This is a genomic window from Methylobacterium sp. SyP6R (assembly GCF_019216885.1).
In the GTDB taxonomy this organism is placed as follows: Bacteria; Pseudomonadota; Alphaproteobacteria; order Rhizobiales; family Beijerinckiaceae; genus Methylobacterium.
Window position 1 is genome coordinate 136,167 of record NZ_JAAQRC020000003.1, and the last position, 15,497, is coordinate 151,663.

The window sequence follows — 15,497 nt, forward strand, 5'->3', positions numbered from 1 at the left end:
GCGCAACAAGGGGTCCCAATTGGACGCCGATCAGGGGTCCCGTTCCGATGCCGTTTGACAGTCTCGACGTCATACGGCGAGCCGATGTAGCGGCCCGATGGTGGCACCTGATCGTTCGTCCGCCACGCGACACGGGTGCCCTCCGGCCCGTCCTCGCGGAGGAAGTTCTGCACCCAGACCCGTCGCAGGGTTTCGAGGGCTGGGAGGTCACGCAGGACGGGTGGGGCGAGGGCCAGCGGGGTGAACCCATCGATCCCTGTCTGCACCGCCCACGCCTGGCGTCCTGCCTGGCTCTTGGGCAGCCGGAACTCGCTCGCCCGCAGCCCGTAGCGTTCGACCCAGATCGGGGTCGTGCACGTGCGCAGCCAGTCGGGCGCGACCGTTGCCAGTTCGTTCAGTGCGTGGCGCAGCGTTTCCCGACAACTTCGAATCGGCTCAGAGTTCCCATCGCTTCAAGGACGTGCGTGGAATCGCTGCGCTGGCGTCCACCGCCTTTCAGGAGCCCGCGCGCCCGTGCCAGTGCGAGCGTCGCGTCGAAGAGCCGGCTTCCCGCTCCATGGGCAAGAAGGCGGGTGCGGAACTCGCTCAAGACGGTGTGGTCGAAGCCGGTATCGTTGAGCTCCAGGCACAGGAGGTACTTCCAATCGATCCGCGTGCGGACGGCGTCGGCGGCTTGGCGATCGGTGAGTCCCTCCATGAACTGCAGCAGGGTCGCGAGGGCGAGCCGGACCGGCGCCTCAGCAGGGCGTCCCCGTACCGGGAACAGGTCGGCAAAGTCGTGATCCTCCACGACCCGATGCAGGTCATCATAGAGGCGCATGATCGGATTGCCGTCCGGAAAGAGCGCTCGCGCGACCTGCGCGGTCTGATCAGGCACGAGATAGGTGCGTCTCACGTCGAGCGACATGCTCCCCTCCTGATGGGCGTGGGGCCACATCGTCACTCTTCGCGCCGCGCTGGTCGTCCTCTCATCGCAGGATGCCTTGCCGAATGCGCCACCAATATCAAAACGAGCAAGAACCACCGATCCGGGCCAATCCCAGTGCGTCGCTGGATCCGGGCTGGCCAGTTCATGCCCTACCGCCGTGCGGCAGGCCCGAGCCGGCTCGACCGTTACATCTCCTTCGTCGAGGCGCGCTGGCAGAACGGTCAGCGCAGCGCCACCGGTCTTCATCGCGAGTTGTGCGCGCAGGGCTTCACGGGCGGCTGCGACATCGTCCGGCGCTGGGCCGCACGGCAGCGCTCGGGGGCGCCGGCTCGACCGCCCTCCGCTCGGATCCCCTCGACACGCCGCATCACCCGGTGGCTGACGGGCGATCCAGCCGTGCTGCCGCCCGAGGATCGCGCCTTCACCGAGGCACTCTGCGAGGCGGCTCCGCCCTTGAAGCGGGCGGCCGAGGATGTGCGCGCCTTCACCGATCTCCTGCGCCAGAACGATCCCGCCGGACTGACACCTTGGCTGGAGGCTGCTGCCGCCACCGAACTTGGTGGCTCCGTCACCGGGCTTCGGCAGGATGAGGATGCCGTGCGCGCGGCGATCGCCGAGCCCTGAAGCAACGGCCAGGTTGAAGGGCAGGTCAACCGCCTCAAACTGATCAAACCCAGCATGTATGGTCGAGCCAAGTTCGACCTGCTCTGCCAGCGAGTGCTGCATGCCGCGTGAGCCGAGCCCCCGAGTTTGGCTGGACAAGCACCCGTCAACACTGAAAGTGCGGATGAACCCCATTCCGATCCCCTTTGACATGATCTCGGGGCACAGTTCCGATCGCTCTTGGCGTCCGACCTGCCGCGGTCTGCGCTGTCTCTGACCGTGCTCGCGACAAAACCTCCTTCGATGATCCCCTCCCCGCTTCCTCGCGCGGACCCACTGAGCCTATGCCGGTCGAAATCGACGTTCCGGGCTGGGACGATCGACGCTGTGCCTGTTGCTCTGAATGGCTGCAGGCAATGCGCACGAGAATCGCGCTGAGGTGTTGATCGAACTCCGTCAGCCCGACATCCCCTGGTTGGCCCGGATCCCGCTGTGCTTTTCGGTCTTGCCTGAACGCTTGATCGAGCATGTCCTCGCCCCCGAGAGTGAGAGCCCGGGGCTGTGCCGGTGGTGATAGCTCAGCCCCGGGCTTTCGCGCCGTGAGCTGCCTCGCTGATCGTGATCCAAAGGCAGGCTCCCCGGTGTTCACAGCCTCGGCGTAACTCGTTTTAGATTCTTCCTTTATGGGTTTGGTGGGCGCAGATTCTTGCGTTGCCGTCTCGTGCAAAGACGTGATCGGCGCGTTGGCGCATTTGAAGCGCGGCGGTTCGACGGCTTCGGTCAGACGGATCGGGGTTGCGCTGGTCTTTGGGTCGACAGCGCCGCGGACGATATACCCAGCCTTTTCCAAGGCGGCGTAGTGAGCCTGGACGGTTCGCTGCGCGATCCCGAGATCGCTGGCGACGAGGCAGGTCTGCTTCTTGAAGACACGCTGCTTCCCGCAGCGCGCGATCAGATACAGGAGCGTCGTGCGTGCGCCGGGCGACACGAGTTGGCTAATGAACGGGTCAAGCGCGTGCCTGCGGACGTAGCGGATACCGACGATCCGGGTGATCCTGGTGCGATTCCCAGGCGAAGAGCGTCGACCACGCCGCTTCACGCGCTTGTCATCAAAGCGCGAGGGGATCCCGTCGAACACTCCGCGGACCGCACACCGGACGACGGCGACACTTTCGCGCTCGAAGGCGCTGACCTCGTCCTCGGTGCAGCGTCCGGCCTCAAGCTCCTTATAAAGCGTTTGACGCCAGAGATTGTGAGCCCACGCTTCTTCCGGAAGCTCGTTCAGCAGCCGAAGCAGCTCTGGCTTGAAGGCCTGTGGGATGAGCATTGCGTCCGCTCCAAAGACGGATTGATCGTCTTGAACGCATCGGGTGCCGGTTCGTCGTTCGATTCAAAGCACTTCCCATGAGGTTTTCGGGGCGCTTCGTAAGGTATTCGGGGCGTATTGCAATACACGACTTAAGGCGCTGAGTTTTTTGGGGCGTGACGTGAGGTTTTTGAGGCGCGATGAAGCGCTGCCGGCGAACCGATTCGGGTGACGATCGCTGGAGAAATGACGAGAGGGTTGACCGATACTCGGCGTGTGGGGCGCTTACAGCCTGCCCTACCGTCACGAAAAGCCAGTACCCGGCGCGGCCGCGCGTTCCAATCGCCTCGGTTGCGGCCCATGGATGCCGAACGCTCTCGCAAGCTGAGGTTTTTGGGGCGAGGTCGTGACCTCGGCGGGGCGCCGACGACGGTTCCGCCGCCTGACGGGACTGCCGCGACCGAGGTTTTCGGGGCGCGGCGGTCGGCGAAACGAGAACGTCCGTGCTTTTTCGCGATGCCGGGAAAACGCCTGCACTGTCAGCGATATGGCCCGATACCGCGGATCGCGCCCCAAATGACTCAGGCCGTCCAGCCGGATCGCGCCCGAAATGACTCAGCCCTGCCAGGCGGATCGCGCCCCGAATACCTCAGGGGCAGCCCGGGACTGATGGCGCCCGATTTACCTCAGAGGCCCTTTGCTGCAGCGGTCTGACGAATGGGACCTCGGGCCGGATGTTCCGACCATGAAAAGCACGTCACGATCGCTCCTATCGTCCTACCAGGCGTCGTCCTTGCTGCATGAGCATCGCGCCCGAAATACCCCAGCCGCCGCAAGGCGCCGACGGGCAGCCCTCGGCATCGCTGGCACTCTTCGGCAGCGCCCCGAATCCCCCAGCTCTGCATGGGGCTCCCGATCGCGCCCCGAATCCCTCACCCTCGGTTCAGGATCGCGCCCAAAATACCTCGGTGCAAAACACGCATAACGCTCGGCTGCAGGACATTTGGCTTTGACTCGGCAGGTGTCCCCCGATCCATTCAACATCGGAGGTTTGATCCGATGAGCCTGAGTCGTGTTCCCGCCAAGCGAGCCAAGAACGGTCCGGAGGCCGAGCAACCGGCCCAGTTCGCGTTTCTCGACAGCCCGTCCGGTCGGATGACGAAGAGCTTCGGCTTGTGGGATCTAACACCCTGGCAGGTGATCTATACGAGCGCCGAACTGCGGCAGGGTAATTATCTGGCATCGGTCGAGCGGACGTTCGAGGCAAGAGGGCATACCTATCGGCTCACGCTGAACCCCGCTCGTATCAATCGCAACGGCGTCAAGGTCGAAGAGTATCCTGGCGAACGCGAACACCTGATCGAACTTGCGATCCGAAAGATCGCCATCCAGCAACGCAAGCTCAATCTGGAAGTCAGCGACAAAGATGTCGTTGCCATTAATTTGCAATTTTACGATCTTTATAAAGAACTGCAATCCACAGGACACACCTTCGGATACAAGGAAATCGAGGAAGCTCTCGTCATCCTCAACACTGCCAAGGTAACAATTCAACGCACCGATTACGATGGCGACGGAGAGCCTTGGGACCTCATGCTGGGGTCCGCGATCCTGCCCGTCATGAGATTGCGAAAGGCTGGCGCCGCGAACAAGGAGGAGCGCTCTTCCGTATATATCCAGGTCAACCCGCTGCTGGCTGAGGCCATACGCAATCTCGATTTTCATGATTTAAATTATGAAACGTTGATGTCGCTAAAGCCGGTATCACGGTACATTTATAAGCGGCTGCAGCACGCCTTCGTCTTCGGCGAAAACAACGGATCGCCGACGCTGATGTTGGCAGCATCGGCCGTGCGCGATGCTTGTGGGCTCAACTACTCCCGGTCTCGCAAGCTGTTCGAGGTGCTCGCAACCTGCTTCGAGGATTTGAAGCGGATGAAGCTGATTGAATCAGTTACGGAAGAAGGAGTTTTTCAGGGCGAAGGTAAGCGACGCTCGAAAATCGACGCAATGTATTGCATCCTTCCAAGTGCCGATTTTGCTGCTCAGGCCCTCCAAGCTCAGATGAACGTGGTGCGTAATATTGAAGCATTCGAGGTCATCAGCGGTGGCAGGCGTCCCAGCCAGGGATGGATTCAGGCGGCCGATGACCCCAAGCAGGTCCGCGCCAGTCTGCGTACGAAGCGGACAAATTCTGTGGGGCAGACGTCACTTCCTCTCCTTGAGCTCGTTGCCGCTGATCAGACGACGACATAGATTTTCGCGCCGACGACACATTTCACACTGAACTTGGGTCATGTGATACACCCAGTCAGACCGAACTGCTGGGTGCAGTCTGCGCTGCAAGCGACATGACCCACGGGTAATCTTTGGCGCGGGCGTTCGTGCTCCGGTCCGATTCGGGATGGGGGGTATCAGGCGGTGATAGTGCCGAGCAGAGAGGCGAAGGGCGTCGCCTTGGTCCTGAGCGCGGCGGTGGTGATGACACTGCGCACGTCCGCCACGCTTTCGGGGGCCCACAACGCCCGATAGCCGTTCGGCATCTTGCGTTGGACGACTGCTAACCGCAGGTCGCGCTCGCGGGCCTTGTTGGCTGCCGCGACCTGTCCAGGGAAGGCGACGAAGGTCAGGAGTTTGTTGCGCGCGCCATGCATGCGTGTCTGGGACGTCCGGGCCGGATCGTACGTCGCTGGACGTTTCAGGATGGCGTCGAGGTTCTCGTCCAACTCGCGCCGCTTGCGCGCGAGGGTCGAGGCCGCCAGTTCGATCAGTCCGCGGGCCAGCCCAAAGGCCTTGTGGAGCCACCCACTCGAGCCGAAGGGCGAGCAGGTCGTGTCCCGCTGCGACTGCATAGGTCACGTCGCGGGCGAGGTGCGCCAGGCAGGTCTGCCGACGCTCGCCGTGCCCCCGCTGAGCCAAGTACCTGTCGGATGTCCGCTCCGCCGGCCGATGCCCGGCCATCACCTTGCTGATCGTGAATGCCGCCCGGCTCGGGGCGACAGGGTGCACGACCGCATCCTCTCGGCGGTATAACCCAATGGTCGCTGTTGGCGTCCTCGATGCGGACCCCGTCCCGTCTGAGGCCACCACAGGAGCCTTGCGCAGGCGCCCCGGTGCCGCATCGCGGCCCTTCCGCGAAGCAGCCTCGAGCGCGCCGCAGCAGGTTCATCAGCTCGCCTTGGCTGAGCCTCAGCCCGAACAAGTCCGACAAGGCGTCCTGCAACCGTTCATAGGAGAGCGCCCGAAAGGTCCTCAGATCGGTCGCCACCGCGTGCAGGAGCGGCTCGAACGGCGTCCCGTCAGCCTCCGCTAGCCGTGGGGCGACGACCCTGTTCCGGCGGACCGTGCACGTCACATATTGGCGGCGATGCAGCTCGACCGGAGGAGAGCCAGCGGCAGGTCTATCCGCTCACGCACGCTGACGACCCCTGCCGGCAGACCGATGGGCAGTGGCTCGTCATAGGCCGAGCCCGCGGCGGACCGATGCACCACGACCTGATCCGGATCAGGTCTCATACGCTTTCCGGTTGATTAGGCCAGCTTGGGCTTTGGCTTTGCGGTTTTGGGCAGCCAGTGGAAGCTTGTGCGTGAGCTGATGAGGTCGGGCTGCTCGCTTAAGGTCGCGCACCGCTGCTCGACCACGCGTTCCAACTCATCCAGGTTGGCGATGTACCGGTTGACCACCGGCTCATCGACCAGCGGCCACAACGTCTCGGCCGGCTGCAGTTCGGGCGTATAGGGCGGCAGGTAGACGAGCCGCACACCCTCGGGCACGCTTAGATTGGGCTGCGTGTGCCAGCCGGCATTGTCGAGCATCACCACCGCCCGGCAGCGCGTGCCGGCTCCGACCTCGCGCGCGAAGTCGGCCAAGAGTCGCTCGAAGAACGGCTTGGACAGGCCGTTGGAGAGGTACCACACCGTCTCGCCCATGGCCGGCGCCACGAAGGCGGTGACGTGCAGCCACTTGAAGCGATGCTGGCCCAGCGCCACCGGCCGCTCTCCCGCCGGCGCCCAGACCCGTCGCGTGACCGGCTTCAGGCCGAGGCGGTGCTCGTCCATCGCGTAGACGACGACCGGCAGGCGCGGCTCACGGGCCTCCTCCTCGTCGACGGCCTGCGCCAACTTTTTTTAAAAGCCTGCGCAGCCTCGGGCGTGGCCGCGCGCGGGTTGCGCGGGCGCGGCCGTTGCAGCGACCAGCCCAGCGCCTTGAGCGCCTCCCAGCCGCGCTGCACCGCCACCTGCTCGCGCCCCAGGTCCTGGGCCAGGACGTCCGCCACCGTGCGGCTCGTCCACACGCCCCCGTCCGGCGGCGGCTCGGCCAGGCGCTGACGCAATCGCTCGAGGACATCTGGCGTCAGGAGGCTGGCCGCGGCCCCGTTGTGGCGGCGCCGATCACCCAGCGCCTCGACCCCCTCAGCGTTGTAGCGCTCGCACAAACGGCGCACCCAGCGTTCGCTGAAGGCGGTCGCCGCGGCGGCTTCTGCGAAACTGTGGCCCTTGGCCAGAAGCCAGATCGCCTGGGTCTGGCGGGCGGTGCGCGCGTCACGGCAGGCCGTGAAGCGCTCCGCCAACTCCGACACGCTCAGGTGGGCTACCGGGCCAGCCATCGCCGCCTCCTTCGACAAACAGCATGCCCGACCAATGCGCCAGCACACCCGTCAGTTCACAGCTAAGCTGATCGAATCATACGGAAATCGTATCAGCGCTCGCTTGCGCCCTTCGTTCCCGGACTTGGGTGCCCGGACTTGGCAGCGATGGGGCGGGACGTCTCGCCTCGCGCCTTGTGGTCGCTCGCCGGAGGCTTGGAGGACGTACGTGATATCTTCTCCGGCCTGTGCAAGCGCGCTACCAACTCGATCAATTCCTCCTTGCTGACGTGCTCAATGTCGCTGCAGCTCGCCCCGACAGGGAATGAGCCTATTCGCCAGTCGACAAGGGGTGCGGGCGACCCAGCACCCAACACGGGACTGAACCGCTCCGGCCAGCCATCCCCAGGGTCACGACCTGCCGACTGTCTGCCCAATCATGCAATTTGGTTTGCGCTTAAAGTAAGAGGAGCCAGCGCGGTTATCTCGAAGGCCTTCATTTATTTTAGAGTGTCCGACAGTCGATTGAGTCATATAAACTCCGGACAAGCTTTTTGGTGGTTGGTGGTGGTAGTTCGCTACTGCTAAGATGCATCGATGCAGGTGTTCGTCCCGGTGTCGTCCGGACCTCTGCCGATCCAACGCCGGCGAGAGGTGGACGTCTCCCCCCCTCCCCTCCCCTGGCTTCGTCAACCACCACGACGCGATCTCGGTCCCGATGTCCGCGAGGTCGCGCGACTGCTCGTTGGTGAGCGACATCACCGTACCCGATCGAGCCACTCCTCGTTGCATCGCCGCGCCGTTGAAAACCCCGAACTGCATTCGCTCAGGGCAAGGATGGTGCGTCGTGCGCGTCCTCGATGACCTTGCGCTTGGGATGATGCTTTGCGCTTACCATGGCGTCACAGCGCAGCAGTCGGCTGCGGACCGTCACGATCATGTAATTCCCGTCCCACGTTCGGCTTTAGTCGATCGTCTTGCGCACTCTGCCGACGAAAGCAGGCATTGATGCTTGGACCAGATCATCGGCGGCTCGGGTCGAGATACTCTGGATATGGGCCTCCTCGATCACCGCGGTCAGCGCCTTCTCGGTCATCCGGTACGGCTCCAGGGAACTCGGGAAGTCGCTCCCCCGTCTCCAGCTCCGGGACGCCCGGCTCGACGGTGCCGACCCGCCGCTGCCAGTCCCGGTCACGGTAGTCCGCGGATCGAGTCCGGGGCAAGCTGTTGCGCCGGGTCAGCTACTCCGGGCTCTTCTCGCTTTTCGCCGCCCCAGTCATGCCAGTGACCTTCAGGTTCATCGGCTGCTCGCAGGTAATACCGGTCATCTCGCGCAGCACGTCCGCGTGAGCGCTCCTCTCAGCCAGCGCCCACAGCCTCGTCGTGGAGCCGGGATTCGGGGGGGCTCCCGGGTTCAGGGTTGGTGGCTTACAACTCGATCCTACCCGTCACAGCCGATGGCCATCCCCGCGAGAGATCCCGCTTGCGACAGCGCCATGATGGGCGCGCATGCGACCTCTCTCGCATTCGCCCAGACACACTCAAAGGGATGCGGCTGCATCGATCCCACGGTGACGTGGCTGGATTTTACAGGTTGGGTGATGAGCGGCTCTACTCGGTGCTGCTCGAACTGGTCGCAGGCGAGCAGGCGGTGTCAGTCGTGGTCGCCCGTCGTGTTATGCAGCAGCAGGTGCAGACGGCTGTTCGCCGGCTGCTGAGCGGAGCATTATCCACGTAGCGTGTAGCCGCCGATGTGAAACTGACCCGGTCGCCGATTGAATCCTGACCCAGGCCGTAGGCTGGGCTCCTTCTGCGGGAGGAGGCCCGGATGGTGGGTGAGGAGGCAGCGTTGGAGATCCGGGTGTTGCATCGGCACGGGAAGGGCATCCGCGAGATTGCCCGCGCGACGGGTCTGTCGCGCAACACGGTGAGGCGCTATCTGCGCGACGAGGCGGCGGCACGCTACAAGGAGCGACCGCCCCGACCGGGCAAGCTCGATCCGTTCAAGGGCTACGTGGTGGAGCGTCTGGCGGCTGCGGCGCCGGAGCGGATCCCGGCCAGCGTGCTGCTCGGCGAGCTGCGCGAGCGGGGCTATGCGGGCGGCTACACGATGCTCAAGGAGTTCGTCGCCGGCCTGGCGCCGGCGCCGGCCCCGCAGCCGACGGTGCGCTTCGAGACCGCGCCGGGCGAGCAGATGCAGGTCGACTGGGCGGTGATGCGGCGCGGCGCCGACCGGCTCTCGGTGTTCGTGGCAACGCTGGGCTGGAGCCGGGCGGCCTACCTGGAGTTCGTGACCGACGAGCGCCTCGAGACGCTGATCGCCGCCCACGAGAACGCCTTCCTGGCCTTCGGGGGCGTGCCGCGCGAGGTGCTCTACGACAACATGCGCACCGTGGTGGTGGAGAGGAACGCCTACGGTCGCGGACGTCATCGCTTCCAGGCCGGCTTCCTGGACTTCGCCCGCCATTGCGGCTTCCGGCCCCGGCTATGCCAGCCCGGGCGAGCGCAGACGAAGGGCAAGGTCGAGCGCTTCATCCGCTACCTGCGCGGCAGCTTCTACGTGCCGCTGGCCAGCCGGCTGAGCCAGGAGGGGCTGGTGCTCGATCGCGAGGCGGCCAATCTTGCGGCGGGGCACTGGCTGCGCACGGTCGCCAACCAGCGGGTCCAGGCCACGACCGGCGCGGTACCGGCCGAGCGCCTGGAGGTGGAGCGGGCGCACCTGCAGCCGGTGCCGCCGCCCTATGGCGGCCGCTCGGTGCGTCAGATCCAGGCTCCGGCGGTGCCGGCTCCCGCCCATCCGGTGGTCGGGCTGCAGCACCCGCTGGCGCTCTACGACGGGCTCTCGGGCCTGATGACGGGAGAACCGGCATGAGCGACCTGCAGCATACCCGCCTCGCCGAACTCTGCGCCGAGCTGCGCCTGCAGGCGGTGCCCGCGGTCTACGGCGCGCTCGCACAGGCGGCTTCCGAGCGCGACACGCCCTACGCCGTCTTCCTGGAGGAGGTGCTGCGGGCCGAGCGCGAGGCCCGGCGGACCCGGGCGCGGGAGATGTTCGCCCGGGTGGCGGGGTTCCCGGCGGTGAAGACGCTGGAGGGCTACGACTTCGGCTTCGCCACCGGGGCGCCGCGGGCGCAGATCTAGGAACTGGCCAGCCTGGCCTTCGTGGAGCGGGCGCAGAACGTGGTGTTCCTGGGTCCGTCCGGCGTGGGCAAGACGCATCTGGCGATCGCGCTCGGCTACCTGGCGACGCAGCGTGGGATGAAGGTGCGCTTCACCAGTGCGACGGACCTGGTTCTGACGCTGGAGACGGCACAGCGCCAGGGGCGCCTGAAGGAGGCAATGCACCGGGCGGTGAACCTCTACCGGCTGCTGATCGTCGACGAGATCGGCTACCTGCCGTTTGCGCGCGAGCAGGCGAACCTGTTCTTCCAGGTGGCGGCCAAGCGCTACGAGCGGGGCGCGATGATCCTGACCTCGAACCTGTCGTTCGGGGCGTGGGACCAGGCGTTTGCGGGCGACGCGGTGCTGACGGCGGCGATGCTGGACCGGGTGCTGCACCATGCCAGCGTGGTGACGATCACGGGCGAGAGCTACCGGCTGAAGGACAAGCGGCGCGCCGGGCTGGTGGCGCGGCCAGTGCGGGAACCAGCCGTTCCTGCGTGAGGGGTGGGTCAGGTTACGATCGGCGACAAAGCCAAAAGTGGGTCAGACTTCAATCGGCGTTGACATAGCGCATCGAATGGTCACTTCCCGTGCTGCTCGTCAGGCATCAGGCCGAGGCCACGAGATTGAGGCCGTGCTCGACGCGCAGAGCCGTTCGGTGCCAAATCCGCCCTGGCTACACCCGAGTGCCCTACCCCCTCCCCTCATGCGCTGCACCGGCGTAAGCCGGCATCGTGCTGATGCCCACGCCACAGGTGCGTCAACGCAGGCGACCTCTCGTCGGCGGAGACCATGCAGCGCATGTCGTGGCTTTCCGGATCTTCCAAGTTGGCATCCCGCTGCATAGGGCGTTGCGATCAATAATATTAAGAGTCAGCAGAACCATCGCGAGGTCGATCGCCTCATGCGACGAACGGCACAACGCCTTGGCATGGGTGGATGCGCGTTCTCGGGATCGTCTCTTCTTTACACGAGCGCCAAGGGAACGACGCCAGAATTTGCTCTGCTCATCAAAGTTCCCGCTATGTCGCGAACGTGTTGCAAAAAAAGTTCGCGCTCATGACGCGGACTTGGACGGTCCACGTGCCGGAGTGCTGTCATAAAGGCGAAGGCCGTGATCGCGATGTTGGGCGTCGCGTCTACACCGTACATATTGAGCCCATATAACGGGCGGTCGTTCATATCCCGCCATCTTTGCGTGTGGGGGCAGGACCACCCTGTAGGCGTGGTTCGGGAATCAGCGCGTCGATGACGCGAAAGGCGCCGGGACATACGGGTGCTACGAAGCTGCTCTCACGCGACCGGCACCAATCTCCACCCCAGCATGATGCGTGAGGGTTGGAAGGTATGTGGCCGTCAGCTTGGGAGAGAGCTCGTGTCGGCGCCTGTGTGCACCACGGCTGCCCTCGGCGGCCACCAGGGCGGTGCGAGGTGATGCTCATAAAACCCGCTTGTTGTCTGCTGACAACGAGGGCATCCGTTAAGGAGCGGTTTACCCTTAATTCCTTGCCAGCCGGTGCGAACTATGTCGTCTATCGAGAGACGGTGAGACAGCGTTTTACGCGCTGATGCCGTCTCGGATGGATCATGAATGACGCAAGTACCCCACACGCATTCAGAGGTCGTTGAGACTGCCGCGCAGCGCGTGAACCGTCACGCCTCTCTCTTGTCCGGCCAACTTCGGAACCTCACCGCGTCGCTGTTCCCCCCAGCGTCCCAGAAAATGCTGCGGTCCTTCAGTTCAGGAGAGGTCGCAAAATTTGTAGGGGTGTCCGACGGATACCTGCGGCAGCTCTCGATCGATGGACTTGGACCGGCGCCGGCCATAGCGACGGGTGGGCGCCGGTCCTACACGCTCACACAGGTCAACGAACTGCGAGCCTATCTCGCTGAAGCGCGACCTCGCGAGGCCATGCAGTTCCTGCCACGACGTCGTCCAGGCGAGCCGTTGCAGGTGATCGCGGTCGCCAACTTCAAGGGCGGTTCAGCGAAAACCACGACATCGCTCTACCTGGCGCAGTATCTGGCTTTGCGTGGTTTCCGGGTTCTGGCGATCGATCTGGATCCGCAAGCGTCATTGTCGTCGATGTTCGGGTATCAGCCGGAATTCGATATCGACCGAAATGAGACACTCTACGGTGCGATCCGCTACGACGACGAGCGCCGGCCTACACGGGAGGTCATCCGGCCGACCTATTTCGACGGCGTCAGCATCGTTCCCGGAAATCTGGAGTTGATGGAGTTCGAACATCAGACACCACGCGCCATGATTGACCGAAAGGCCCGTGGCCACGACATGTTCTTCAGGAGGGTTGCAACCGCTCTGGGCGAAGTCGAGTCGGATTACGATGTGGTCGTGATCGACTGCCCACCGCAACTGGGCTACCTCACCATGGGGGCTCTCAACGCGGCGACTGCTATGGTGGTCACCATCCATCCGCAGATGGTCGACATGGCGTCCATGAGCCAATTCCTCCTTATGACCTCGGATCTGATGTCCGTGATTGAGGATGCTGGTGGACACCTGCATCACGATTTCATCCGCTACGTCGTCACCCGGCATGATCCGAACGACGTGCCCGAGACGCAGATCGTCGCCTTGTTGCGCAATCTGTTCGGCGACGACGTACTGAACGCTGCCGCCTGGAAGTCGACAGCCGTTGCTAATGCGGGACTGACGAAGCAGTCCCTCTATGAGCTGGAGCGTGGGTCGGTCGGTCGAGCGGCCTATGACAGGGCACTCGAATCCGTCGATGCGGTGAATGCCGAGATCACACATTTGATCAAACAGGCGTGGGGCCGATGACGAAGACAACTGGAACCAACCGCACCCGTGCGATCAGCGCTCTCTTCGCCATCCAACCGCCGTTGTCAGCAGACAACAAACCCCGGATCCCATCCGGCTCGGTCAACGCACTCCGCTCGACCCTGACCGACTCCGAGCGGGAGAACGAAGAGCTGCGCCAGCAGCTTCAGTCCGGCGCATCGATCGTTACGATCGATGCAGACCTCATCGATGCGTCACCCATCGTCGATCGCTTTCATGAAGCCGATGATCCAACCTACGAGGCGCTGAAGGCTTCCATCGCTCAACGCGGGCAGGAGATTCCGATTCTCGTTCGTCCGCTCAAGAGCGGACGTTATCAGAGCGCCTATGGTCATCGCAGGGTGCGGGTCGCGCGCGAGCTCGGCCTGCCGGTCAAGGCCGTCGTTCGCGAACTCACGGACGAAGACCTGATCGTTGCCCAAGGCGTCGAGAACGCGGCACGCGAGGACCTGAGCTTCATTGAGCGCGCCTTCTTCGCGGCCCGTTTGGAGGATGCAGGCTATGAACGATCTGTTATCCAAGAGGCATTGGCCATCGACCGGGCGGAAGCGTCGAAGCTGATTACCGTTGCTCGCGCCGTTCCGCCCGACATCGCCGAGGCCATAGGTCGTGCACCCAAAGTCGGGCGTGGGCGCTGGCAGGCTCTGGCCGACGCGCTCAAGGACGAAGCAGCACTTGAGCGTGCAGGCAGAGTCATCCACGACCCGCAGTTCAGGGGGGCGTCAGATGACAGATTCCTTGCCCTCCTAAAAGCGGCCACTGCAACACCGGCCGAGTCAAAGCTCATTCGCACCGTGTTCTGCAACGAGAAGCCGGTTGCCAAGGTTCAGGAGACGGCCAAGGACATCCGCGTGACGCTGACCAGGGAAGGGGGGTTCGCCCACTACTTGCTGGAGCAGCTTCCCAATCTGTTCGAGGCCTTCGAGCGCAGCCGCATTCGCGACGAGTGAGGCTCCGGCGAAGTTGCGAGTCCATGAGGGGCCGGACACCACGACTTCGGCTCGCGTCAGGAGTGGCTTGCGCTTGATGCGCAGGCTCGTTCTTCGACGACATGCCGACAGGACCGGGGCGAGGATGTCGTCGGTGGTAACGGTGCGATGTCGCCGCCGAACTGCCCGAGGATCGCAGGGAGGGGAGGGGGGACGGCCTGATTCATCATGACGGGGCTGTCCCAGCCGGCCGGACATCGGGCGCGTATACTACAGCAGCGTCTCGCGTCCGGGATCACCTCGAACCGAGAACGCTGTGACCGGCGGGTCGTCCGCGGCGTTAAGCCATCAGGCTATCGGCGAGACCTGACCGCTACACCGCCGAGCCTTGGCCCCACAAGTTCGAGCGGACGGACCTGATCCGGTCGCGGCGGTAGGCCAGTCAGGTGATCTGTGCATCCTTGAAGGATACACTCTGCGGCCTGAGGCTGCACGAATGCGTTGGCCCGTCACGACACGATCCGACGACCGCAGGTGTAGTTCTGGACGCGGTTCGTCCTCATTGTGACCGGCGAGGTGGTGGGCAGGACGATGGTCGATATTGTCTCGTCGCAATCGCCCGAGAATCCATCCCACGGCTGGATCAAGCTGAGTATGGGCAGCGTCACTCGGGAGGGGGCGCTGGCGCTACCACGCACGCTCAAGCCGGCCGTGCGCCGACCACCATAGCCCGTCCAGCCGCGGTTCCCACGGCGCTTGCCGACGGCCTGACGCCGATCACCGCGGACGTACTGGTCGAGACCGGCACCATGACGTCGGATGAGGTGGGTTTCTGCTGTGGACGCCAGGCCATGTCGCTGCTCGCGTCGGGCTCGCAGACCGCGAGGGCGCCGCTGGCGCCGTTTTTCGGCACGAGCGCGGCGGCGGGCGTCGCAGGGCACGTCGTCGGTCGCCTCCAGATTACGTTGCCCGATCAATGGCCGGAGACACACCGCGCCCCGCTGATGGACACCGCGGCCTGGCGGGCGGACCCGCACACAACGCGTCGCGTGCGGCGCACGCTGAAGGGCCGGATCGCCGGCACCGAAGCCGCGGAGCCGGTCTGAGACAGATCACGTGGTTGTCGAAATGGTCCGCCTCCACCGATCGCCGAGAC

9 protein-coding genes and 5 pseudogenes are annotated in these 15,497 nt (G+C 64.3%); 8 read left to right on the plus strand and 6 right to left on the minus strand.

Features of this window, described 5'->3' with window-relative positions; genetic code table 11:
• Positions 1–62 precede the first annotated feature (62 nt).
• Positions 63–907: pseudogene (locus HBB12_RS33335) on the minus strand (transposase); the annotation flags it as partial.
• A 597-nt stretch (positions 908–1,504) separates the two neighbouring features.
• On the opposite strand from HBB12_RS33335, the pseudogene HBB12_RS34605 reads away from it, so the two are divergent.
• The 3 genes and pseudogenes from HBB12_RS34605 to HBB12_RS33350 form a co-directional block, all read left to right on the plus strand.
• Positions 1,505–1,663: pseudogene (locus HBB12_RS34605) on the plus strand (ISL3-like element ISMdi2 family transposase); the annotation flags it as partial.
• 727 nt (positions 1,664–2,390) lie between these two features.
• Positions 2,391–2,939, plus strand: coding sequence for a hypothetical protein (locus HBB12_RS33345; RefSeq protein ID WP_236993543.1), 549 nt, complete (start codon positions 2,391–2,393; stop codon positions 2,937–2,939).
• A 957-nt stretch (positions 2,940–3,896) separates the two neighbouring features.
• A complete protein-coding gene (locus HBB12_RS33350) occupies positions 3,897–5,093 on the plus strand; it encodes a hypothetical protein (protein ID WP_236993544.1) in 1,197 nt (398 codons plus the stop codon).
• Positions 5,094–5,251: 158 nt separating this feature from the next.
• Here HBB12_RS33350 and HBB12_RS33355 read toward each other — a convergent pair whose 3' ends face one another.
• The 5 genes and pseudogenes from HBB12_RS33355 to HBB12_RS33375 all read right to left on the minus strand — a co-directional run.
• The gene (locus HBB12_RS33355) at positions 5,252–5,689 is read right to left on the minus strand and encodes a hypothetical protein (protein ID WP_236993545.1); all 438 of its coding nucleotides are present in this window, start codon (positions 5,687–5,689) and stop codon (positions 5,252–5,254) included.
• A 679-nt stretch (positions 5,690–6,368) separates the two neighbouring features.
• Positions 6,369–6,896 carry an IS630 family transposase gene (locus HBB12_RS33360; protein WP_236993204.1) on the minus strand — a complete coding sequence of 176 codons (528 nt, stop codon included), beginning with the start codon at positions 6,894–6,896 and terminating at the stop codon, positions 6,369–6,371.
• Positions 6,872–7,444 (minus strand): helix-turn-helix domain-containing protein, encoded by a 573-nt coding sequence (locus HBB12_RS33365; protein WP_236990882.1) that lies wholly within the window; start codon positions 7,442–7,444, stop codon positions 6,872–6,874. The genes HBB12_RS33360 and HBB12_RS33365 overlap by 25 nt, the downstream gene beginning before the upstream one ends.
• Positions 7,445–7,572: 128 nt before the next feature.
• Positions 7,573–7,758: pseudogene (locus HBB12_RS33370) on the minus strand (hypothetical protein); the annotation flags it as partial.
• 674 nt (positions 7,759–8,432) lie between these two features.
• Positions 8,433–8,751: pseudogene (locus tag HBB12_RS33375) on the minus strand (transposase); the annotation flags it as partial.
• Positions 8,752–9,251: 500 nt separating this feature from the next.
• On the opposite strand from HBB12_RS33375, the gene istA reads away from it, so the two are divergent.
• From istA to HBB12_RS34640, 5 genes and pseudogenes are all read left to right on the plus strand, one after another.
• Entirely contained in the window at positions 9,252–10,295 is a 1,044-nt protein-coding gene (istA, locus tag HBB12_RS33380) for an IS21 family transposase (RefSeq protein ID WP_236993547.1), read from the plus strand.
• A pseudogene (istB, locus tag HBB12_RS33385) lies at positions 10,292–11,086 on the plus strand (IS21-like element helper ATPase IstB). Before istA ends, istB begins: the two are co-directional and overlap by 4 nt.
• A gap of 1,090 nt (positions 11,087–12,176) precedes the next feature.
• Positions 12,177–13,391: a plasmid partitioning protein RepA gene (gene repA, locus HBB12_RS33390; protein WP_236993548.1), complete on the plus strand. Its 1,215-nt coding sequence runs from the start codon at positions 12,177–12,179 to the stop codon at positions 13,389–13,391.
• Positions 13,388–14,362 (plus strand): plasmid partitioning protein RepB, encoded by a 975-nt coding sequence (repB, locus tag HBB12_RS33395; protein WP_236993549.1) that lies wholly within the window; start codon positions 13,388–13,390, stop codon positions 14,360–14,362. The genes repA and repB overlap by 4 nt, the downstream gene beginning before the upstream one ends.
• Before the next feature lie 425 nt (positions 14,363–14,787).
• Positions 14,788–15,447, plus strand: a complete 660-nt coding sequence (locus HBB12_RS34640; RefSeq protein WP_465251171.1) for a S8 family serine peptidase — start codon at positions 14,788–14,790, stop codon at positions 15,445–15,447.
• Positions 15,448–15,497: the final 50 nt, after the last annotated feature.